Source organism: Pantoea piersonii (genome assembly GCF_003612015.1).
Classification (GTDB): Bacteria; Pseudomonadota; Gammaproteobacteria; order Enterobacterales; family Enterobacteriaceae; genus Pantoea; species Pantoea piersonii.
In genome coordinates this window covers 190046-212100 of record NZ_RARB01000001.1, presented here as the reverse complement: position 1 = coordinate 212100, position 22055 = coordinate 190046, and the positions used below count along the sequence as shown (strand labels likewise).

The window sequence follows — 22055 nt, the reverse complement described above, 5'->3', positions numbered from 1 at the left end:
CTGTTTCTCCTTGTGTTTAACAGCAGGGAGAGCGTGACAGAGAGGCGGGAAAGCCGCAAAAGGCAAAATCTACCTATGGAAAAGGCCGCGCAAGCGGCCTTTTTGATTTTCACTGCAAAACAAATTTTTGCGAGCGTTACTGCATTTGCGCAGCGGCGCCGTATTTGATTTTTGCCTCTTTACGCAGGTTAGCGAGCAGCGCTTCGAATGCCAGCTGCGCGTTGTTCTGCGTTACGCCCCTGACCATTTCATCGACCTGCTCCTGCGGCAGCGTGCCGCTGCTGACCTTATCCAGCGCCACCAGCACGACATTGCCCTGCATATCTTCGCTGACGCCCCATGAGGTTTTACCGTCAACGGGCTGCGGCAGATTAAAGGCGGTCTGCGCTACCGGATCCTGACTGTTGCGATCGACGGTTTTGCTGGCGCTCAGCGTCAGCCCGGCCGCGCTAAGCGCGTCCTGCTTGCCCGCCTTGAGATCGGCCAGCAGCTTATCCGCCTGGGCTTTCGCCTGCTGTTCGGCTTTATCATGCTTCAGCGTGTCGGCGATTTGCGCTTTGACCTCTTCCAGCGGTTTGATCGCCTCAGGCTTGTGCTCGCTAATGCGCAGCACGAATGCACGATCGCCATCCACGGTAATAACGTCGGAGTTATTGCCGGGCGCGCCATTCTGGCCGAGCAGGCCGCCGTTAAACACGGCGTTTTTCACCGCGTCGAAGTTCAGCTCCTGCGGCACGCTGTCGTGGCTGAACCAGCCGGTTTCAACCACTTTCAGACCTGAAGCCTGCGCAGCGCCAGCAAGAGACTCATTGTCGTTGCTCGCTGCTTCGCTCACCTTCTGCTGCTGCTGGTAGAAGGCGTCGACCGCTTTCTCCTGTTTCGCTTTACTGGCCACGGCGTCGCGCACCTCAGCCAGCGGCTTGATCTGCTCCGGCTGGATATCGTCCAGGCGCACCACCAGGAAGCCGACCGACGATTTAATCACGCCGGAAAGCTGCCCTTTTTGCGTCAGACCGGCATTTTTCAGCTCATCCGGCGTCGTGGCAGGCTCCAGCCAGCCCATATCGCCGCCTTTGCGCGCGGAGATAGGATCGATCGATTTGCTTTTCGCCAGCGCGGCAAAGTCCGCGCCGCCCTTCAGCTGTTCCAGCACGGCACTGGCGTCCGCTTCGGTTTTGGTCTGGATGACGCTGTAGCGATTGCGCTGCGGCTGGGTGTAGTCCGCTTTATGTTGATCGTACCAGCTCTGAATGTCCGCATCGCTGACGTTCGTCTGCATGCTGGCGGCATCCATTTTGATATAGCTGACGCGAAACTGCTCCGGCGCCATAAAGTTGTTTTTATGCTGCTGGTAGTACTGCGAAACTTCGTCGTCGGTCGCGGTTTGCTTTGTCGCCAGCGCATTGACGTCGATTGTCGCCTGACGAATGTCGCGCTTCTGCGATACCAGGTCGACCAGCTTGCTGGTTTCATTTTTCAGCATAAAGTCGGTATTCGCGACGGCATTGATCAGCTGCTGGGTCGCCAGCTGCTTGCGCAGCGCTTCCGCATAGCGATCGGCGGTAAAGCCCATGCTGCTGAGCAGGCCGTTATATTTGGCGTTATCGAATTTGCCGTTGGTCTGAAACGCCTGCTGCGCGAAGATCGCCTGCTTCACCTGATCGTCGCTGATATTAATATGGAGATCGTTGATGTACTGATCGAGCAGCGCCTGGTCTACCAGCTGCGACAGCGCCTGCTGACGCATCTGCTGCATGAAACCGTCGTTGCCAGCAAGCTGAGAGAACTGATCGCCCAGCATTTGCTGCTGGCGGCTGCGCTCGCTGTTGAACGCCTGATCTAACTGCGCGCGGCTGATTTCCTGTCCGTTGACTTTAGCGGCATAATCGCTGCCGCCGCCGATAAGGTAGTTGCCAACGCCGGTCAGCACGAAGGAGAGAATAATCAACCCCAAAATAACCTTGAGCACGACATGATTCGACGCCGCGCGTAAATTGTCCATCATGGTATGACAACGCTCCGCTGTAGTGTGGATGTAAATCTCGGGCGCAACGCCTGTCGGATAAAGGCCGTTACGCAACTGCCGTTTAGCCTGGCAGCTTTACTCCTGTAGAGACAAGTCTTACAGCGATTTATCCCCGGATCCGAATAAAAAAGGCACATCAAATTTGATGTGCCCGTATGTTACATGAGAACGCATGAACCGTCCTCTAGTCCACGGAAGAAAATGCTTCTGCGGACGGGTGCGTTGTCATGCGTTGACAGCGTCTTTCAGCGCTTTACCGGCGCGGAAGCCCGGCACTTTGCCTGCGGCAATGGTGATCTCTTTGCCGGTTTGCGGGTTACGGCCGGTACGTGCGGCACGTTCGCGTACGGAGAAAGTGCCAAAGCCTACCAGAGCCACTTCGTCGCCGCCTTTCAGCGCGTCGGAAACAGAACTGGTGAATGCTTCCAAAACACGTCCCGCTGCTGCTTTAGAAATGTCAGCGTCTGCAGCAATTTTGTCGATCAACTGTGACTTATTCACTCTCTTCATCCCCTCTTTTATTATTTCACTTCACATCCGCGCGTCCTGCCGGATACGAATGCGCAGCACGTTATATCAAGCCTGTTGAGCCGAAACAACGGAATTCATCTTAATCGCTGTTTCCGCAGCCCCCTAAATTAACGGCACTAAAAAAAGCTGGCAAGCGCTCATTGGCCTGCCAGCTTCGCTTTTTAATGCTTTATGTCGCTAATCACTATTTTGCGGTAGCAACCTGCATGCCGTACGGGGCGTTTTCCAGCGCAAGACCTAATACTTCTTCGATACGCTTCACCGGATGGATCTCCAGATCGGCAATAACGTTAGCCGGAATTTCTTCCAGATCGCGTTTATTATCGTCCGGGATCAGCACCACTTTAATGCCGCCGCGATGGGCCGCCAGCAGCTTCTCTTTCAGCCCGCCGATCGGCAGCACCTGACCGCGCAGCGTGATCTCGCCGGTCATCGCCACGTCGGAACGCACCGGGTTGCCGGTCAGACAGGAAACCAGTGCGGTACACATCGCGATACCGGCGCTCGGGCCATCCTTCGGCGTCGCGCCTTCCGGCACGTGAACGTGGATGTCACGCTTCTCGTAGAAATCGCCGTTGATGCCCAGCTTCTCAGCGCGCGCGCGCACCACGGTCAGCGCCGCCTGAATCGACTCCTGCATGACTTCGCCGAGCGAGCCGGTATAGGTCAGCTTGCCTTTACCCGGCACGCAGGCGGTTTCGATGGTCAGCAGATCGCCGCCCACTTCCGTCCAGGCCAGGCCAGTCACCTGACCAACGCGGTTTTCGCTGTCGGCGCGGCCATAGTCGAAACGCTGGACGCCCAGGTAATCCTTCAGGTTGTCGCCGTTGATGGTGATGTGCTTCTGCTCTTTATTCAGCAGCAGCGCTTTTACCGCTTTACGGCACAGCTTCGACAGTTCGCGCTCCAGGCTACGCACGCCCGCTTCGCGGGTGTAGTAGCGGATAATGCCGATGATCGCGCTGTCTTCGACCGTGATTTCGTTCTCTTTCAGGGCGTTACGCTCAATCTGCTTCGGCAACAGATGCTGCTTAGCGATATTGAGTTTCTCATCCTCGGTATAGCCAGAGAGGCGGATTACCTCCATACGATCCAGCAGCGGTGCCGGAATGTTCATGGAGTTAGAGGTCGCGACGAACATCACGTCGGAGAGATCGTAATCCACTTCGAGGTAGTGATCGTTAAAGGCGATGTTCTGCTCGGGATCGAGCACTTCCAGCAGTGCGGAAGCGGGATCGCCGCGCATGTCGGATGACATCTTGTCGATCTCATCCAGCAGGAACAGCGGGTTCTTCACGCCGACCTTCGCCATTTTCTGGATCAGTTTGCCCGGCATAGAGCCGATATAAGTCCGACGGTGCCCGCGAATTTCCGCTTCGTCACGCACGCCGCCCAGCGCCATACGCACATACTTACGGCCGGTCGCCTTAGCGATAGACTGACCCAGCGAGGTTTTACCCACGCCCGGCGGTCCCACCAGACAGAGGATCGGGCCTTTGATTTTGCTGACGCGGCTCTGTACGGCGAGATATTCAAGGATGCGGTCTTTAACACGCTCCAGACCGTAGTGGTCGGTGTCCAGTGTCTCCTGGGCTTTGCGCAGGTCTTTCTTGACCTTGCTGCGCGCGTTCCAGGGTACCTGAACCATCCAGTCGATATAGCCGCGTACTACCGTCGCTTCGGCGGACATCGGCGACATCATTTTTAATTTCTGCAGCTCGGCTTCGGCTTTTTCACGCGCTTCGGCCGGCATTTTCGCCGCGTCGATTTTGCGCTTCAGGGCTTCGTACTCATCCGGCACGTCGTCCATTTCGCCCAGCTCTTTCTGAATCGCCTTCATCTGCTCATTCAGATAATATTCGCGCTGGCTCTTCTCCATCTGCTTTTTAACGCGGTTGCGAATGCGTTTCTCAACCTGCAGCAGATCGATTTCCGACTCCATCATCGCCATCAGATATTCCAGACGTTCGTTCACGTCCGACATCTCCAGCACTGACTGCTTATCGGCTAATTTCAGTGGCATATGCGCAGCAACGGTGTCGGCCAGACGCGCCGCATCGTCGATATTGTTCAGCGAGGTCAGCACTTCCGGCGGGATCTTCTTGTTCAGCTTGATATAGCCTTCAAACTGATTGATCGCCGTACGTACCAGCACTTCCTGTTCGCGCTCTTCGATTTCCGGCGAGATCAGGTATTCCGCCTGCGCGGTAAAATGGTCACCATTATCCGCCAGGGTAGTGATATGCGCGCGCTGCAGGCCTTCTACTAAAACTTTGACGGTGCCGTCAGGGAGTTTCAGCATCTGCAATACAGAGGCTACGGTCCCTACAGAGAAGAGATCGTTAATGCCAGGTTCATCCGTTGACGCCTCTTTCTGGGCAACCAGCATGATCTTCTTGTCATGATCCATCGCCGCTTCGAGGCAACGAATCGATTTTTCCCGACCAACAAACAACGGAATTACCATGTGCGGATAAACCACCACGTCGCGCAATGGCAACACGGGGATTTCAATGCGTTCAGAACGCTCAGGATTCATAGAGCTCTCTCTTAGTTAGTGTCCGCCAGGTGATGGGCACCGCATAATGCAGGGAATGTGCAGTTAAACCCACAGGATTATGAGTATATGGGGATGATCGTTCGACATTCAACGTCATGAGAGCGAGAAAAACAAAAGGGGAAAGAATTTTCCCCTTTTTTAATAATATCAATGCCCTTGCGGTGGCGAATTATTCGCCAGAAGCCTGAGCTTCATGCTTACCGTAGATCAGCATTGGCTCTGACTGACCTTCGATCACCGACTCGTCAATCACCACTTTCTCCACGTCTTCCATAGAAGGCAGGTCATACATGGTTTCCAGCAGCGCGCCTTCGACGATAGAGCGCAGGCCACGCGCGCCGGTCTTACGCGACATCGCTTTTTTAGCGATGGCGGTCAGCGCTTCGTCGCGGAACTCCAGCTCGACGCCTTCCAGGTTGAACAACGCCTGGTACTGTTTGGTCAGGGCGTTCTTCGGTTCGCGCAGGATCTGGATCAGCGCTTCTTCGCTCAGCTCGTTGAGCGTCGCGACCACCGGCAGACGGCCGATAAACTCTGGGATCAGGCCGAATTTGATCAAATCTTCAGGCTCTACCTGAGAGAGCAGCTCGCCTTCGGTCGCTTTTTGCGACTTGCCTTTCACCGTTGCGCCAAAGCCAATGCCGGAGCCGGTTTCTACGCGCTGGGAAATCACTTTGTCCAGGCCAGCGAATGCGCCGCCGCAGATAAACAGAATTTTCGAGGTATCAACCTGTAAAAACTCCTGCTGCGGATGCTTACGGCCGCCCTGCGGCGGAACCGCTGCCACGGTGCCTTCGATCAGCTTCAGCAGCGCCTGCTGCACGCCTTCACCGGAGACGTCGCGCGTAATGGACGGATTGTCCGATTTACGCGAGATTTTATCGATCTCATCGATATACACGATGCCGCGCTGCGCTTTCTGCACGTCGTAGTCGCACTTCTGCAGCAGCTTCTGGATGATATTCTCCACGTCTTCGCCTACATAGCCCGCTTCGGTCAGCGTGGTGGCGTCGGCCATGGTGAAAGGCACATCCAGCAGGCGCGCCAGCGTCTCCGCCAGCAATGTTTTACCGCTACCGGTAGGACCAATCAGCAGAATGTTGCTTTTGCCCAGCTCAATACCGTTGCTGGTATCGCCGTTGCGCAGGCGTTTGTAGTGGTTGTACACCGCAACCGCCAGCACTTTTTTCGCCTTTTCCTGGCCGATAACATAATCATCGAGGTGATGGCGGATTTCGTGCGGCGTAGGCAGCGCGCTACGTTCGCGATGCGGGGCAACTTCTTTAATCTCTTCGCGAATGATGTCATTGCACAGATCGACACATTCGTCGCAGATATACACTGACGGCCCGGCAATCAGCTTACGCACTTCATGCTGGCTTTTGCCGCAAAAAGAGCAGTACAGCAACTTCCCTGAACCGTCTTTGCGCTTATCTGTCATCAGTTAACCTCTTCTTGTTCTCAGGCCATACTGGCGTACGGCGCAGGCCGTGCGAACACGGCCAATATTCATTCAACTCAAACCCGTTTCCCAGTAACTATAGCGTAAGGAAACGGGCAGATGAGTCTTATTCGCGATGTGTCAGGACGGAGTCGACTAAACCATACTCTACCGCTTCACTCGCCGAGAGGAAACGGTCGCGCTCGGTATCGCGCTCAATTTCTTCCAGCGACTTGCCGGTGTGCTCCGCCATCAGCTCGTTCATGCGCTGTTTCACTTTCAGAATCTCTTTCGCATGAATCTCAATATCAGTCGCCTGGCCCTGATAGCCGCCCAGCGGCTGGTGGATCATCACGCGCGAGTTCGGCAGGCAGAAGCGTTTGCCTTTCGTGCCGGCGGTCAGCAGGAACGCGCCCATTGAGCAGGCCTGGCCCATACAAATCGTGCTGACGTCAGGCTTGATAAACTTCATGGTGTCGTAGATCGACATGCCCGCGGTAATGACGCCGCCGGGGGAGTTAATATAGAGATAGATATCTTTCTCTGGGTTTTCCGCTTCCAGAAACAGCATTTGCGCCACGATCAGATTGGCCATGTGATCTTCAACCTGACCGGTCAGGAAGATGACGCGCTCTTTCAGCAGGCGGGAATAGATGTCGTAGGAACGCTCGCCGCGCGAAGTCTGTTCAACCACCATGGGCACCAGCGCATTGCGCGGCGCAGTAAATTCACGATCGCCACTGTATGACATTACCGTCTCCTGGATATAGTTCATTGGCAACATTCTGTACCGATTTTCTCTGAAGCGAGCCCGCTCTGCGCGGCTCAGCTTCGTTTCCGACACCTTCAAGGACGGTTAATCAGCCAGTCTAACTCTCTTCTGCATACTCCCTCAATCTGGGGATACTGCCCTGCTGTTTCAAGCATAACAACCTTTTCTCTATTCGCTAACCTGGAAAAAGCGCAACGTGAATAATTTGCCGGTTTATTAAGCGACTAGCGGCCGAAGAGCGGAGATTGTGCCGGAAAAACAAAAAAGCCCGCGACTTCACAGCCGCGGGCTCAGCACTTCTGGTTAAATCAGCGATCAGGCAGCAGTAGTCTGATTCATCAGTTCCTGGAAGCTGGTCGCTTTCTCAGTTACTTTCGCTTTTTCCAGAACGGCTTCAACCGCCTGCTCTTCCAGCGCAACGTTGCGCATGTTGTTCATCAGCTCATTGTTTTTGCTGTAGAACTCGATCACTTCCTGCGGATCTTCGTAAGCGGAAGCCATCTCTTCGATCAGTGCGTTAACGCGCGCTTCGTCAGCTTTCAGCTCGTGGGTGCGGATGACTTCGCCCAGCAGCAGACCAACGATAACGCGGCGTTTCGCCTGCTCTTCGAACAGCTCGCGCGGCAGTTCCAGCGCTTGTTTCTCGTTGCCGCCGAAACGCTGTGCAGCCTGGCGACGCAGCACGTCGATTTCGCTGTCGATCAGCGCAGCCGGCACGTCGATTTCGTTGGCTTTCACCAGACCGTCGATCGCCTGCGTCTTCACGCGGTTGCGGATAGCGCCTTTCAGCTCGCGGTCCATGTTCTTACGCACTTCCGCGCGCAGACCTTCAACCGAACCATCTTCCACGCCGAAACGCTTGATGAAATCTTCGGTCAGCTCTGGCAGTTCGCGCGTTTCAACTTTCTTCAGCACGATGTCGAACTTCGCGTCTTTACCTTTCAGGTTTTCCGCGTGGTAGTCTTCCGGGAATTTCACGTCGATAGTGAAGGTTTCGCCAGCTTTATGACCGACGATGCCCTCTTCGAAGCCCGGGATCATACGACCCTGACCCATCGCCAGCACGAAGTCAGAGGCTTTGCCGCCTTCGAACTCTTCGCCGTCGACTGAACCGGTGAAGTCGATGGTAGCGCGATCTTCAGCCGTAGCCGCCGCATCGCTCTCTTTCCAGTTAGCCTGCTGCTTGCGCAGCGTGTCCAGCATGGCGTCGACGTCAGCTTCGGTCACTTCCACCAGCGGTTTTTCTACTTCGATGCTGTCCAGACCCTGCAGTTCAACTTCCGGGTAGACTTCGAACTCGACCGCGTAGGTGAAGTCTTCGCCTTCTTTATACTCGCCCGGCACGTAGTTCGGCGCGCCAGCCGGGTTGATTTTTTCTTTGATGATGGCGTCAACGAAGTTGCGCGTCATCAGCTCGCCCAGCACGTCCTGACGAACAGAAGCGCCGTAGCGCTGTGCGATGATATTGGCCGGCACTTTGCCTTTACGGAAACCATCGATACGGACTTTTTTCGCCACTTCCACCAGTTCTTTCTTCACTGCGCTTTCGATGCTGTCAGCGGGGACAGTAATCGTAATGCGACGGCCCAGACCCTGCGTGGTTTCTACTGAAACTGTCATCTTGTTACCTCAAAAAATCGCGTGCTCGGTCAACTTCAGACACCACACATTATGCAATGCGCCGTATCCAACAACCGGGACGGCTTCCATTAAGAGAACCTGATCCCTGTCACCAGAAGCGTCCCGAAGACATTCCGGAAAAATAGACGCAGCATTATAGCGGCATCGTCCTGGTGAGTCGAGGCTGTAAACTCACCACTTTTTAGCGGCTTTGCTGCTTTTTTGCGCCGGAGATCGCGTTTATCGCTTAATAATGAAAAAAAACGGCCCGCAGGCCGTTTTTTCAAACAGAGAAGATGTCAGGCGAGCGTGCCGGCGCCGCGGCAGTTTGGCGAGGCGAGCACGGTATCCTGCAGCCCTTCCCATTCCTTTAAAGTGTAAGTGTGCAGCGCCAGCGCGTGTACGCTGCCTGCCAGTTCGGCGGCAAGCTCGCCATAAATAGCCCGGTGGCGCGCGAGAAAGCGCTGGCCAGCAAAAAGATCGCTGACGATAACGACCTTAAAATGGCTTTCCGAACCCGCTGGCACATTATGGCGATAGCTTTCGTCATGCACTTCCAGATGTGCCGGCTGGAAAGCCAGGCGCAGCTTCTCTTCGATTTGTTCGCGGATCATTGTCTCTTTCCTCAATGGCGAGCGCTGTGCCCCATCTGGTTAAATATTAGTAGGTTTTCAGACGCATCCGCACAGATGTGTGAAAATATTTCTGCCAGCCTCTAAGCCGACCGGCATGATAGCGCAGCGAGAGCGGCGGTCAACGGTGAGTTTTCCTGAGCGTATAAAAAAGGCGCTTGCCCTTAATTTCCCTCTTTCGAGGGCTTTTTTCACTGCCGCGCAATGCTATGATGGCCGCAGTTTTTGCAAACCAACCCACAACATTAACGAGAATAAGTATGTTGAAAAAACTGTTATTTCCCCTGCTGGCCGCGTTCATTTTGGCCGGCTGTGCCAGCAACAGCAATACGCTGACTATTCAGCCTAAAATCGAGCTGCCACAGCAGGATCCAAGTCTGATGGGCGTGACTGTCAGCATCACCGGTGCCGACCAGCGCAGCGATCAGGCGCTGGCGAAAGTGAATCGCGACGGCCAGCTGGTGACCCTCACCCCATCGCGCGATTTACGCTTCCTGTTGCAGGAAGTGCTGGAGAAACAGATGACCGCGCGCGGCTATATGATCGGCCCAGATGGCGCTGTCGATCTGCAAATTGTGGTAAATAACCTTTATGCGGACGTTACCCAGGGCAATGTACGCTACAGCATCACCACCAAAGCGGATATTTCGATTATCGCCACTGCGAAGAACGGCAATAAACAGGTGAAAAATTATCGCCAGACTTACAGCGTAGAAGGCGCGTTCAGCGCGACCAACGATAAGATCACCAATGCGGTGAACTCGACGCTGGGCGATGTCATCTCCGATATGGCACAAGACACCAGCATCAACAACTTTATCAAGCAAAACGCGCACTAATCCGCCGTACTCTATGCCCGGCGCGCTGCCGGGCATCGCTTCAGGGTCACAATGAATCACTACCTCCGCATCTTCACCCAACGAAACGCCGCTGTTTTACTCCTGCTTGGCTTTGCTTCTGGCCTGCCGCTGGCGCTGACCGCCGGCACGCTGCAGGCGTGGATGACGGTAGAAAATGTCGATTTGAAGACCATCGGTTTTTTTTCGCTGGTCGGCCAGGCGTACGTATTTAAATTCCTCTGGTCACCGGTGATGGACCGCTTTACGCCGCCGTTTCTCGGACGACGTCGCGGCTGGCTGATAGTCACGCAGCTGGCGCTGATCGCCGGTATCGTCGCCATGGGTTTTATGCAGCCCGGACGCGATCTGACGCTGCTCGCCGCGCTGGCGGTACTGGTCGCTTTCTGCTCCGCCTCGCAGGATATTGTTTTCGACGCATGGAAAACGGACGTGCTGCCGCCGGAAGAGCGCGGCAGCGGCGCGGCGATCACCGTGCTGGGCTACCGGCTGGCGATGCTGGTCTCCGGCGGGCTCGCGCTCTGGCTGGCGGATCGCTATCTCGGCTGGCAGGCGACTTACTGGCTAATGGCATTGCTGATGATTCCCGCGCTTATCGCCACGCTGATGGCGAAAGAGCCCGATACGCGCGCCACGACGCCTCACTCGCTGCGTGAGGCGGTATCGCTGCCGCTGCGGGATTTTTTCCAGCGCAACAACGCCTGGCTGCTGATCACTTTAATCGTTCTTTATAAGCTCGGTGACGCCTTCGCCGCCTCGCTGACCACCACCTTTTTGATCCGCGGCGTCGGTTTCAACGCTGGCGACGTGGGGCTGGTAAACAAAACGCTCGGCCTGCTGGCGACTATTATCGGCGCGCTTTACGGTGGCGCGCTGATGCAGCGCCTGAGCCTGTTCCGCGCCCTGCTGATTTTCGGCATCTTACAGGCGGTATCTAATTTCGCTTACTGGCTGCTGGCGGTTACGCCCCATCACTTATGGAGTATGGCCAGCGCGGTCTTTGTAGAGAATCTGTGCGGCGGCATGGGCACGGCCGCTTTCGTCGCCCTGCTGATGACCTTGTGTAATAAATCGTTCTCCGCGACGCAGTTCGCTCTGCTTTCGGCGCTCTCTGCGGTAGGCCGCGTTTATGTCGGTCCCGCAGCCGGCTGGCTGGTCGAACTCTGGGGATGGCCTGTTTTTTACGCCTTTACCGTCGTGGCGGCGCTGCCGGGCCTGCTGCTGCTGCTGCTGTGTCGCGACACGCTGAACGTCGCGCAACGTAGCGAGCAATTTTTACCGCGCACGCGTTTTGCCGCTGGCTACCGCTGGACAACGCGTCTGTTCTGCACAGGATGCGCGTTTATTGCGCTCTGGCTGGCGGCGCTGGCGTTTCAGGCGCTGAATCTGTGGCAGAGGGAAAACATACCTGCCGGCCTGTTCGAAGTCGGTATGGCGTTGCTGGTGCTGGCGGTGTGCAGTGGTGTGGCGCTTGATTATATCGCGCAGCGGAAAAACGCAGCGGCGATCGCACCCGTTGATTAACAACGGGTATTATTTCAGCGTGAAACTGAAACAGACGACCTCTGCCGAGAAGGAAAGTTATACTTTGCCAACGCGTGTTATTTTCCAGAAAATATTAAGATTAAAATTCTTCGCTTAACAAATATATTAAAAACCGGTGCGTAATTATGTTGTATAAATTTCATCACACAAATGATGCAGATTTGTTAACGAATTGAGCACCAAAAGTAAGGTTTATTCTTTCCCTGATTTCTTTAGGGATACTTTCATCGGTTTTTGTTATAATTAGTGCCAACTGCTTGTCGCAGTTAATAATTTGTCACCCCAGGCAACATCTGTGACACCCTTAGCAAAAGGTGTCAACACGCTGCTGACATATCCTTATGCTGGTTTACACTGCATAAACCTTCCCGTAAAATGCGCGCACACTTAAACGACAATAAGCCCTTTGTCATTGAGGTCGTTAAATGAGACTCAGGAAATACAATAAAAGTTTGGGGATTTTGTCATTAATTGCAGGCACTTTGTTAATGAGTGGCTGCGATAATGCGTTGTTAAATCCCAAGGGACAGATTGCACTTGAGCAACGTTCGTTGATTCTGACAGCCTTCGGCTTGATGTTGATCGTCGTTATTCCCGCAATCTTGATGGCGGTGGTGTTTGCATGGAAATATCGTGCATCCAACACTGAAGCGAAGTACAGCCCTAACTGGTCACACTCTAATAAAGTGGAAGCCGTGGTCTGGACCATTCCGATCCTGATCATTCTCTTCCTCGGCGTGCTGACATGGAAATCAACTCACGCGCTGGAGCCGAGCAAACCGCTGGCCTCCGACGTTAAACCGGTTGAGATCCAGGTAGTGGCGCTGGACTGGAAATGGTTGTTTATTTACCCGCAACAGGGTATTGCTACCGTTAACCAGATCGCTTTCCCGGCTAATACGCCGGTGAGCTTCAAAATTACCTCCAACTCCGTCATGAACTCTTTCTTCATTCCGACGCTCGGCAGCCAGATCTACGCCATGGCGGGCATGCAGACTCAGCTGCACCTGATCGCCAACGAGCCAGGAACGTTTGACGGTATTTCCTCGAACTTCAGTGGTCGAGGTTTCTCTGGTATGAAGTTCAAAGCCATTGCAACCAAGGACGATGCGGAGTTCCAGCAGTGGGTCGCCAAAGTTAAAGCGGCGCCTAACACGCTGACCACGATGGAAGATTTCGAGAAAGTGGCTGTGCCAAGCGAAAATCATCCGGTGGAATATTTCTCTTCAGCGAATCCTGAACTGTTCAAGCAAGTCATTGCTAAGTTCATGACCAGCCACGGGAAGATGGACATGCCGCAGCACGAAGGCATGGACATGAGTCACACCGCTTCCGCGGGAGCCGAGGAATAATACGATGTTCGGAAAATTAACACTGGATGCAGTGCCGTACCATGAGCCAATTATCATGGTCACGGTTGCCGGGATCATCATTGGTGGTCTGGCAGTCATCGCTGCCCTAACCTACTTTGGTAAATGGCAGTATCTGTGGTCAGAATGGCTTACCTCCGTCGACCACAAAAAACTGGGTATCATGTACATCATCATGGCGTTCGTCATGCTGCTGCGCGGCTTTGCCGATGCGATTATGATGCGTACCCAACAGGTGATGGCTTCCGCTGGGGAAGCTGGCATACTCCCGCCGCACCACTACGACCAGATCTTTACCGCGCACGGCGTGATTATGATCTTCTTCGTGGCGATGCCTTTCGTTGTTGGTCTGATGAACATCGCGGTACCGCTGCAAATCGGCGCGCGCGACGTTGCTTTCCCGTTCCTGAACAACCTGAGCTTCTGGTTTACCGCGATCGGTGTGATCCTGGTTAACCTGTCGCTGGGCGTGGGCGAGTTCGCACAGACTGGCTGGCTGGCCTATCCGCCGCTGTCAGGCGCGGAGTACAGTCCTGGCGTCGGGGTCGATTACTGGATCTGGAGTCTCCAGCTGTCCGGTATCGGGACCACGCTGACCGGTATCAACTTCTTCGTTACCATTCTGAAGATGCGTGCGCCGGGCATGGACCTGTTCAAAATGCCGGTGTTTACCTGGGCTTCCCTGTGCACCAACGTCCTGATCATCGCTGCGTTCCCGGTTCTGACCGTGACCCTGGCGCTGTTGACGCTCGATCGTTACCTTGGCTTCCATTTCTTTACCAATGATATGGGCGGTAACATGATGATGTACGTCAACCTGATCTGGGTCTGGGGTCACCCGGAGGTGTACATCCTGGTTCTGCCGGTGTTTGGCGTCTTCTCTGAAGTCACTGCGACCTTCTCGAAAAAGCGTCTGTTCGGCTACACCTCGCTGGTGTGGGCGACCATCGCCATTACCGTACTGTCGTTTATCGTTTGGCTGCACCACTTCTTCACCATGGGTGCGGGCGCGAACGTTAACGCCTTCTTCGGCATCATGACGATGATCATCGCGATTCCGACCGGCGTGAAAATCTTTAACTGGCTGTTCACCATGTACCAGGGCCGCATCGTGATGCACTCTGCCATGCTGTGGACCGTTGGCTTCCTGGTCACCTTCTCTGTAGGTGGTATGACCGGTGTTCTGCTGGCGGTGCCGGGTGCGGACTTCGTGCTGCACAACAGTCTGTTCCTGATTGCGCACTTCCATAACGTCATCATCGGCGGCGTGGTATTCGGTTGTATGGCTGGCGTGACCTACTGGTTCCCGAAAGCTTTCGGCTTTACCCTGAACGAAACCTGGGGCAAACGCGCTTTCTGGTTCTGGATCATCGGCTTCTTCGTCGCCTTTATGCCGCTGTATATCCTGGGCTTCATGGGTATGACCCGTCGTCTGAGCCAGGACATCGATCCGCAGTTCCACGCTCTGCTGGTGGTTGCGGCTGTCGGTGTGGCGCTGATTGCTTGCGGTATCCTTTGCCAGCTGATCATGTTCTACGTTTCGGTCCGTGACCGTGACCAGAACCGCGATCTGACCGGTGACCCGTGGGGTGGACGTACGCTGGAGTGGGCAACCTCTTCACCGCCGCCGTTCTACAACTTTGCCACTATCCCGCATATCCATGAGCGCGATGCGTTCTGGGAAATGAAAGAGAAAGGCGAAGCGCACAAGCAACCGGCTCACTATGAAGAGATTCATATGCCGAAAAACAGCGGCGCGGCTATCGTTATCGCTGCATTCGCTACGGTGTTCGGCTTTGCCATGATCTGGCATATCTGGTGGCTGGCTGGCCTCACCTTCCTGGGCATGATTGTGACCTGGATTGTGAAAAGCTTCGATCAAGACGTGGACTACTACGTTCCGGTTGCCGAGATTGAGAAGATTGAAAAGCAGCACCTGGACGATATCAGCAAAGCGAGTCTCAAATAATGGCAACTGAAACTCTGACAAAACACCACCACGACGCCCATGCGGAGCATGGGCATCACGATGCAGGAGCCAATAAAGTCTTTGGCTTCTGGATCTACCTGATGAGCGACTGCATTATCTTCGCAACGCTGTTTGCGACCTATGCAGTAATGGTCAACAGCACTGCCGGCGGTCCGGCAGGTAAAGACATCTTCGAACTCCCGTTCGTTCTGGTTGAAACAGCGCTTCTGCTGTTGAGCTCCATTACCTACGGCATGGCGGTTATCGCCATGAACAAGGAAAACAAAGGCGCCGTTATCGGCTGGCTGGCGTTGACCTTCCTGTTCGGTGCTGGCTTTATCGGCATGGAGCTTTATGAGTTCCATCACCTGATCGAAGAGGGCTTTGGTCCAAACCGTAGCGGCTTCCTGTCCGGCTTCTTTACGCTGGTCGGTACCCACGGTCTGCACGTGACCTCTGGCCTGATCTGGATGGCGGTACTGATGTTCCAGATCGCGAAAAACGGTCTGTCGGCAACTAACCGTACCCGTATCATGTGCCTGAGCCTGTTCTGGCACTTCCTGGACGTAGTGTGGATCTGCGTGTTTACCGTTGTTTATCTGATGGGAGCCATGTAATGAGTCATTCTGTAACTGAACATGGTGCATCGCACGGTAGCGTTAAGTCCTACATGATCGGCTTTATCCTCTCTATCATCCTGACGGCAATCCCGTTCTGGATGGTAATGGATGGAAGCGCGTCGCACGCTACCATTCTGGGCGTAGTGCTTGTCTGTGCAGTGGTGCAGGTGCTGGTTCACCTGGTTTACTTCCTGCATCTCGACAGCAAGTCCGAAGGCGGCTGGAACATGGTGGCCATCGTCTTCTCGGCGGTCATTATCCTGATCGTCGTGGTTGGCTCGCTGTGGATTATGTGGAACCTCAACTACAACATGATGGTTCGCTAAAGAGTCGCTCGTAATGATTAAGCAATACCTGCAAGTAACAAAACCAGGAATTATTTTCGGGAATTTAATTTCTGTGATTGGCGGATTTCTGCTGGCTTCGAAAGGCAGCATTGATTACGCCCTGTTTCTCGCCTCTCTGGTCGGCGTATCGCTGGTTGTCGCATCGGGTTGTGTTTTCAACAACGTGATCGACCGTGATATTGACGTGAAGATGGAGAGAACCAGGAATCGGGTGCTGGTAAAAGGCCTCATCTCCGCGAAAGTAAGCCTGATTTATGCTACCGCGCTAGGTATTGCTGGCTTTGCGTTGCTCTACTTTGGTGCCAATCCGCTGGCCATGTGGCTGGCGGTCATGGGCTTCGTGGTTTACGTCGGTATTTACAGCCTCTACATGAAGCGTCACTCAGTATACGGGACGCTGATTGGCAGCCTGTCTGGCGCAGCGCCGCCGGTGATCGGCTACTGCGCCGTCACCAATGAGTTTGATGCGGGCGCGCTGATCCTGCTGGCGATCTTTAGCCTCTGGCAGATGCCGCACTCCTATGCGATTGCCATCTTCCGCTTTAAAGATTACCAGGCGGCGAACATTCCGGTTCTGCCGGTAGTGAAAGGCATCTCCGTAGCGAAGAATCATATTACGCTCTACATTCTGGCGTTTATGATTGCCACGCTGATGCTGTCGCTGGGCGGTTATGCGGGCTATAAATATCTGGTGGTCGCGGCGGCCGTTAGCGTGTGGTGGCTGGGAATGGCGTTATCAGGTTACAAGACCTCGAACGATCGCGTCTGGGCACGTAAGCTGTTCGTCTTCTCTATCGTGGCTATCACCGCGTTGAGCGTGATGATGTCGGTGGACTTTATGGGACCGGCATCAAAAGATCTGCTGACCTATGTGTGGTAAAGCCGCACTGCTATAGCATGCTAAGGGCGCGATTTCGCGCCCTTTCTTTTTGTTACCACTTCTTAAACACTATCATTTTACCCGCCCTGCCCTGCTCCCTAAAATAGATACGGCAAACTTACAGAGGTTGGAATGAACGATAATAAAATGACGCCGGTGGAGCTTCGCGCCACATGGGGTTTGGGCACGGTATTTTCCCTGCGAATGCTGGGCATGTTTATGGTCCTGCCGGTATTAACTACCTACGGTATGGCTCTTCAGGGGGCAAGTGAAACGCTTATTGGCCTGGCGATCGGTATCTACGGTCTGGCGCAGGCGATCTTTCAGATTCCTTTCGGCCTGATGTCTGACCGTATCGGCCGTAAGCCGCTGATCGTCGGCGGCCTGCTGCTGTTTGTGTTGGGCAGCCTTATCGCGGCGAACACGACCTCTATCTGGGGCATTATTCTCGGCCGCGCCTTACAGGGTTCCGGCGCGATTGCCGCTGCCGTCATGGCGCTGCTGTCTGATTTGACCCGTGAACAGAACCGCACCAAGGCGATGGCCTTTATCGGCATCAGCTTCGGCGTCACCTTCGCCATTGCGATGGTGATCGGTCCGATTGTCACTCACGCGCTGGGGCTGCACGCGCTGTTCTGGATGATCGCTATCCTCGCCTCGCTGGGCATCGTAATCACCCTGCTGGTGGTGCCCAACGCGCCGGGGCATGTGCTGAACCGCGAATCGGGCATGGTGAAAGGCAGCTTCCGCAAGGTGCTCGGCAATTCGCGTCTGATCAAGCTCAACGTCGGCATTCTCTGCCTGCATATCTTGCTGATGTCCAGCTTCGTCGCCCTGCCCGGTCAGTTCGAGCAGGCTGGTCTGCCAGCCGCCGAACACTGGAAAGTTTATCTGGTGACGATGCTGATCGCCTTTGTCGGCGTGGTGCCTTTTATTATCTATGCAGAAGTGAAGCGCCGCATGAAGCGCGTATTTGTCGCCTGCGTAGGATTGATCGTTATCGCGGAGATCGTGCTGTGGGGCGCGGAAGGTCACTTCTGGACGCTGGTGATCGGCGTGCAGCTTTTCTTCTTCGCCTTTAACCTGATGGAGGCGATTCTGCCTTCGCTGGTCAGCAAAGAGTCGCCGGCCGGCTACAAAGGCACCGCGATGGGGCTCTATTCCACCAGCCAGTTTATCGGCGTGGCGATCGGCGGCAGCCTCGGCGGCTGGGTATTTGGGCATTTCGATGCGCAAACCGTATTCCTGGTCGGCGCGATTGTTGCTGCGATCTGGCTGTTCGTTGCCATGACCATGCAGGAGCCGCCCTATGTCAGCAGCCTGCGTATCGTACTGAGCGATAGCGCGCTGGCGGTGCCGAATCTGGAACAGCGTCTGAAAGCGCAGCCGGGCGTGTCGGCCGTGCTGATCGTGCCGGAAGAGAAAAGCGCCTATATCAAAATCGACAGTAAGGTCACCAGCCGTCCCGAGCTGGAAGCACTGCTGGCAAGCAGCTGAGCGCTTTGCGATAAAGCATGACGCATCGACTAAAGAACCGGCCTTGCGCCGGTTCTTTGTTTTTCACGCCCGGCTCAGAGCGACATATCGACGACAACGCGCCCCTCGATTTTCCCGGCGCGCATACGTGCGAAGATATCGTTAATATTGCTCAGCGGCTCGATCCCGATGGTGGCTTTCACTTTATGCCTTCCGGCGAAATCGAGCGCCTCCTGTAGATCTTTCCGCGTGCCGACAATGGAGCCACGCACGGTAATGCCATCCAGCACCATATCGAAAATAGAGAGATCGAATTTACCCGGCGGCAAGCCGTTGAGCACCATTGTGCCGCCGCGCCGCAGCGTCCCGATAGCCTGCTCGAACGCCTTAGGCGATACCGCCGTTACCAGCACGCCATGGGCGCCGCCGAACGCTGAATGGAAAACCTGCGCCGGATCCTCGTTACGGGCATTTACCACGACGCTGGCGCCGAGGCGCTGCGCAAACGCCAGTTTTTCATCGTCGATATCTACTGCCGCGACATTTAATCCCATCGCTACGGCATACTGCACAGCCATATGCCCCAGCCCGCCAATACCCGAAATCACCACCCATTGGCCAGGCCGGGTATCGGTCATTTTTAGCCCTTTATAGACGGTAACGCCTGCGCAAAGGATGGGGGCGATTTCTGCATATCCGATGTTATCCGGCAATATGCCGACATAATTCGCATCGGCGAGGCAATATTCGGCAAAGCTACCGTTAACCGAATAGCCTGCATTTTTCTGGCTCAGACAAAGCGTTTCCCAGCTGTCGAGGCAGTGTTCGCAATGGCCGCACGCTGAATAGAGCCAGGGTATCCCGACGCGATCGCCCAGCTTGAGATGCGTGACATCCGGCCCTTTCGCCACCACTTCCCCGACGCCTTCATGGCCTGGAATAAAAGGCAGCGCAGGTTTCACTGGCCAGTCGCCTTCCGCCGCATGCAGGTCGGTATGGCACACGCCGGTCGCGGCGATTTTGACCAGAACCTGGCCCGGTCCTGCTTCCGGTACGGGCACCTGTTCAATGGTTAACGGCTCGCCAAAGGCTTTCACTACCGCAGCTTTCATCGTTTTCATGATTTATCTCCAGTCAGTCAGGCTCATAAACCAATGTGCACGACTTTGCCATGCACAGCGTTGATATAAAGCAGGGTAAAATGGATACAGGTCGTGTGACAATATTGAAAAGCGTAACGTGCGGACACCACTGTGGCCGCACGCTATGAGAGGATTAATCGCGGAAGTTTTTAAACTGGAAAGGTTGACCGAGGTTGCCGCCGCGCACCAGCGCCATCGCGCCCTGCAGATCGTCACGCGATTTGCCGGTCACGCGCAGCGAATCGCCCTGAATCTGCGTCTGCACCTTCAGCTTGCTGTCTTTAATCAGCTTGACGATTTTCTTCGCGACTTCGGTTTCAATGCCTTTTTTCATTTTGGCATCGACACTCCAGTTTTTACCGCTGTGCTCGATCTCCTCAGGAATATCGAGCGCGGCGCCCTCGATGCCGCGCTTGAGCAGCTTCTCACGCAGCATATCCACCAGCTGTTTCACCTGAAAATCGGACTCGCTGGTCACTTTGATGGTTTCATTCTTTTCGTTGAGCTCGAAACTGGCGCTCACGTTGCGAAAATCGAAGCGGGTTGTTAATTCACGGTTGGCATTTTCGACCGCGTTGCGAACTTCCTGCATGTCGATTTCTGAAACGATATCGAAAGATGGCATCTCTTCTTCTCCTGACGCTAAAGTGACATGCATAATACGCGTCTTGCCGCACTAAACAAAATCAGGCTGCGCACAACGCTATACTTATTATCGCTGTGTATTAAAGAACAAACGACAAACCCGGATACGGGAGGCAGTATGAAAATTACCGTGTTGGGTTGCGGGGCCATTGGCCAGGTCTGGCTTGCGGCCCTTGCACGCCAGGGCCATGAGGTTCAGGGATGGTTGCGCGTGCCGCAGCCCTACTGTTCCGTCAACGTTATCGATTACCAGGGCAGGGTGAGCAACAACACCTTTATCGCCAACGACCCGCTGTTTCTGGCTGACAGCCAGCTGCTGCTGGTGACGCTGAAGGCGCCACAGGTTTCGCCTGCGGTGCGTAACCTGCAGAGCGTGCTGTCGGAACATTGCCCTGTTCTGCTGCTGCATAACGGTATGGGCACGCTGGAGGAGCTAAAAGGACTCAGCCAGCCGCTGCTGCGCGGCATCACCACGCATGCGGCGATGCGCGACGGTACCGTGATAAAACATGTCGCCAGCGGCATCACCCATATCGGTCCCGCTAACCGTAAAAGCGCGGCCTACAGCGACCTCGCTGATATTCTGCACGCGGCGCTGCCGGACGTCGCCTGGCATGACAATATCGGCGCCGCCTGCTGGCGCAAGCTGGCGGTAAACTGCGTGATCAATCCGCTCACCGTCGAACACGACTGCCAGAATGGCGCGCTGCGCGCCTGGCCGGAGCAGATCGACATGCTCTGCCAGGAGCTGAGCTGGGTGATGGAGCGCGAGGGCCAGCACATCACCGCCGACAGCCTGAGCGACATCGTTTATAACGTGATTGAAACCACGGCGGCCAACACCTCCTCGATGCTGCAGGATGTACGGGCGCAGCGTCTGACTGAAATAGATTACATCACCGGATTCCTGCTGCGCCGCGCGCGCGCGCAGGGGATCGCCGTGCCGGAAAACACCCGCTTATATGAGTTTGTAAAACGCAAGGAGTCCCATTATGACCGCGAACACGCCAGTTCTGGTTTGCCTCGCACATGGCAGTGAAGAGACCGAGGCGGTTACCACCATCGATTTGCTGGTGCGCGGCGGTCTGAAGGTGGTCACCGCCAGCGTAGAGAGCGACGGCACGCGCGAAATCGTCTGTTCGCGTGGCGTTCGCCTGCTGGCCGATGCGCCGCTGGTGGAGGTTGCCGACGACGACTACGCGGCGATTGTGCTGCCGGGCGGTCTGAAAGGCGCGGAAACCTTTCGCGACAGCCCACTGCTGGTGGAAACGGTGCGCCAGTTCCATCTTTCCGGCCGCATCGTTGCGGCGATCTGCGCAGCGGCTGGTACCGTGCTGGTACCGCACGATCTCTTCCCGGTCGGCAATATGACCGGCTTCCCCGGTTTAAAAGAGACGATTCCCGCGGAGAAGTGGATGGAGAAACGTGTGGTGTGGGATCCACGCGTAAATCTGCTGACCAGCCAGGGTCCGGGCACGGCGATGGATTTCGCGTTAAAACTGATCGATCTGCTGGCAGGAAAAGAGAAAGCGGCGGAAGTCGCGTCCCAGCTGGTGCTGGCGGCGGGTATCTACGATTACAGCGAATAACGATCTTCTGTCCGTCAGCGGCGGCTAAAACAG

The 22055-nt window shown here is 55.2% G+C and carries 19 protein-coding genes; 10 read left to right on the top strand and 9 right to left on the bottom strand.

The window, feature by feature from the left end:
- Window positions 1-136 precede the first annotated feature (136 nt).
- The 7 genes from ppiD to bolA all read right to left on the bottom strand — a co-directional run bounded on the left by ppiD (window position 137) and on the right by bolA (window position 9564).
- Window positions 137-2005: a peptidylprolyl isomerase gene (gene ppiD / locus D7S44_RS00990; RefSeq protein ID WP_120451292.1), complete on the bottom strand. Its 1869-nt coding sequence runs from the start codon at window positions 2003-2005 to the stop codon at window positions 137-139.
- Window positions 2006-2251: 246 nt separating this feature from the next.
- Window positions 2252-2527, bottom strand: a complete 276-nt coding sequence (hupB, locus tag D7S44_RS00985) for a nucleoid-associated protein HU-beta (protein ID WP_120451291.1) — start codon at window positions 2525-2527, stop codon at window positions 2252-2254.
- Between the two features lie 214 nt (window positions 2528-2741).
- Window positions 2742-5096, bottom strand: coding sequence for an endopeptidase La (gene lon / locus D7S44_RS00980; protein ID WP_120451290.1), 2355 nt, complete (start codon window positions 5094-5096; stop codon window positions 2742-2744).
- Between the two features lie 190 nt (window positions 5097-5286).
- The gene (gene clpX / locus D7S44_RS00975) at window positions 5287-6558 is read right to left on the bottom strand and encodes an ATP-dependent protease ATP-binding subunit ClpX (protein WP_120451289.1); all 1272 of its coding nucleotides are present in this window, start codon (window positions 6556-6558) and stop codon (window positions 5287-5289) included.
- A 127-nt stretch (window positions 6559-6685) separates the two neighbouring features.
- Window positions 6686-7309, bottom strand: coding sequence for an ATP-dependent Clp endopeptidase proteolytic subunit ClpP (gene clpP, locus D7S44_RS00970; protein WP_033752709.1), 624 nt, complete (start codon window positions 7307-7309; stop codon window positions 6686-6688).
- 336 nt (window positions 7310-7645) lie between these two features.
- Window positions 7646-8950: a trigger factor gene (tig, locus tag D7S44_RS00965; protein WP_120451288.1), complete on the bottom strand. Its 1305-nt coding sequence runs from the start codon at window positions 8948-8950 to the stop codon at window positions 7646-7648.
- 299 nt (window positions 8951-9249) lie between these two features.
- Window positions 9250-9564, bottom strand: coding sequence for a transcriptional regulator BolA (gene bolA / locus D7S44_RS00960; protein ID WP_120451287.1), 315 nt, complete (start codon window positions 9562-9564; stop codon window positions 9250-9252).
- Window positions 9565-9842: 278 nt separating this feature from the next.
- Here bolA and D7S44_RS00955 point away from each other — a divergent pair, with 278 nt between their 5' ends.
- The 8 genes from D7S44_RS00955 (at window position 9843) to D7S44_RS00920 (ending at window position 18667) form a co-directional block, all read left to right on the top strand.
- Window positions 9843-10421, top strand: coding sequence for a lipoprotein (locus tag D7S44_RS00955; RefSeq protein WP_120451286.1), 579 nt, complete (start codon window positions 9843-9845; stop codon window positions 10419-10421).
- 51 nt (window positions 10422-10472) lie between these two features.
- Window positions 10473-11963, top strand: coding sequence for a muropeptide MFS transporter AmpG (gene ampG, locus D7S44_RS00950; protein ID WP_120451285.1), 1491 nt, complete (start codon window positions 10473-10475; stop codon window positions 11961-11963).
- Window positions 11964-12409: 446 nt separating this feature from the next.
- The gene (gene cyoA / locus D7S44_RS00945) at window positions 12410-13336 is read left to right on the top strand and encodes a cytochrome o ubiquinol oxidase subunit II (RefSeq protein ID WP_120451284.1); all 927 of its coding nucleotides are present in this window, start codon (window positions 12410-12412) and stop codon (window positions 13334-13336) included.
- Window positions 13337-13340: 4 nt separating this feature from the next.
- Window positions 13341-15323: a cytochrome o ubiquinol oxidase subunit I gene (gene cyoB / locus D7S44_RS00940; protein ID WP_120451283.1), complete on the top strand. Its 1983-nt coding sequence runs from the start codon at window positions 13341-13343 to the stop codon at window positions 15321-15323.
- A complete protein-coding gene (locus D7S44_RS00935; RefSeq protein WP_120451282.1) occupies window positions 15323-15940 on the top strand; it encodes a cytochrome o ubiquinol oxidase subunit III in 618 nt (205 codons plus the stop codon). The genes cyoB and D7S44_RS00935 overlap by 1 nt, the downstream gene beginning before the upstream one ends.
- Window positions 15940-16269: a cytochrome o ubiquinol oxidase subunit IV gene (locus tag D7S44_RS00930; protein ID WP_120451281.1), complete on the top strand. Its 330-nt coding sequence runs from the start codon at window positions 15940-15942 to the stop codon at window positions 16267-16269. Before D7S44_RS00935 ends, D7S44_RS00930 begins: the two co-directional genes overlap by 1 nt.
- Before the next feature lie 13 nt (window positions 16270-16282).
- Window positions 16283-17170 carry a heme o synthase gene (cyoE, locus tag D7S44_RS00925; protein WP_120451280.1) on the top strand — a complete coding sequence of 296 codons (888 nt, stop codon included), beginning with the start codon at window positions 16283-16285 and terminating at the stop codon, window positions 17168-17170.
- A gap of 132 nt (window positions 17171-17302) precedes the next feature.
- The gene (locus D7S44_RS00920; protein ID WP_120451279.1) at window positions 17303-18667 is read left to right on the top strand and encodes an MFS transporter; all 1365 of its coding nucleotides are present in this window, start codon (window positions 17303-17305) and stop codon (window positions 18665-18667) included.
- A gap of 74 nt (window positions 18668-18741) precedes the next feature.
- Here the strand turns inward: D7S44_RS00920 and adhP are convergent, their stop codons facing one another.
- The gene (gene adhP, locus D7S44_RS00915; RefSeq protein WP_120451278.1) at window positions 18742-19767 is read right to left on the bottom strand and encodes an alcohol dehydrogenase AdhP; all 1026 of its coding nucleotides are present in this window, start codon (window positions 19765-19767) and stop codon (window positions 18742-18744) included.
- 154 nt (window positions 19768-19921) lie between these two features.
- Window positions 19922-20413 carry a YajQ family cyclic di-GMP-binding protein gene (locus D7S44_RS00910; RefSeq protein WP_120451277.1) on the bottom strand — a complete coding sequence of 164 codons (492 nt, stop codon included), beginning with the start codon at window positions 20411-20413 and terminating at the stop codon, window positions 19922-19924.
- Window positions 20414-20551: 138 nt separating this feature from the next.
- Between D7S44_RS00910 and panE the strand changes: the two genes are divergently transcribed.
- Together panE and yajL are read left to right on the top strand one after the other, a co-directional pair.
- Window positions 20552-21472, top strand: a complete 921-nt coding sequence (panE, locus tag D7S44_RS00905; RefSeq protein WP_120451276.1) for a 2-dehydropantoate 2-reductase — start codon at window positions 20552-20554, stop codon at window positions 21470-21472.
- Entirely contained in the window at window positions 21426-22022 is a 597-nt protein-coding gene (yajL, locus tag D7S44_RS00900; protein ID WP_120451275.1) for a protein deglycase YajL, read from the top strand. The genes panE and yajL overlap by 47 nt, the downstream gene beginning before the upstream one ends.
- Window positions 22023-22055: the final 33 nt, after the last annotated feature.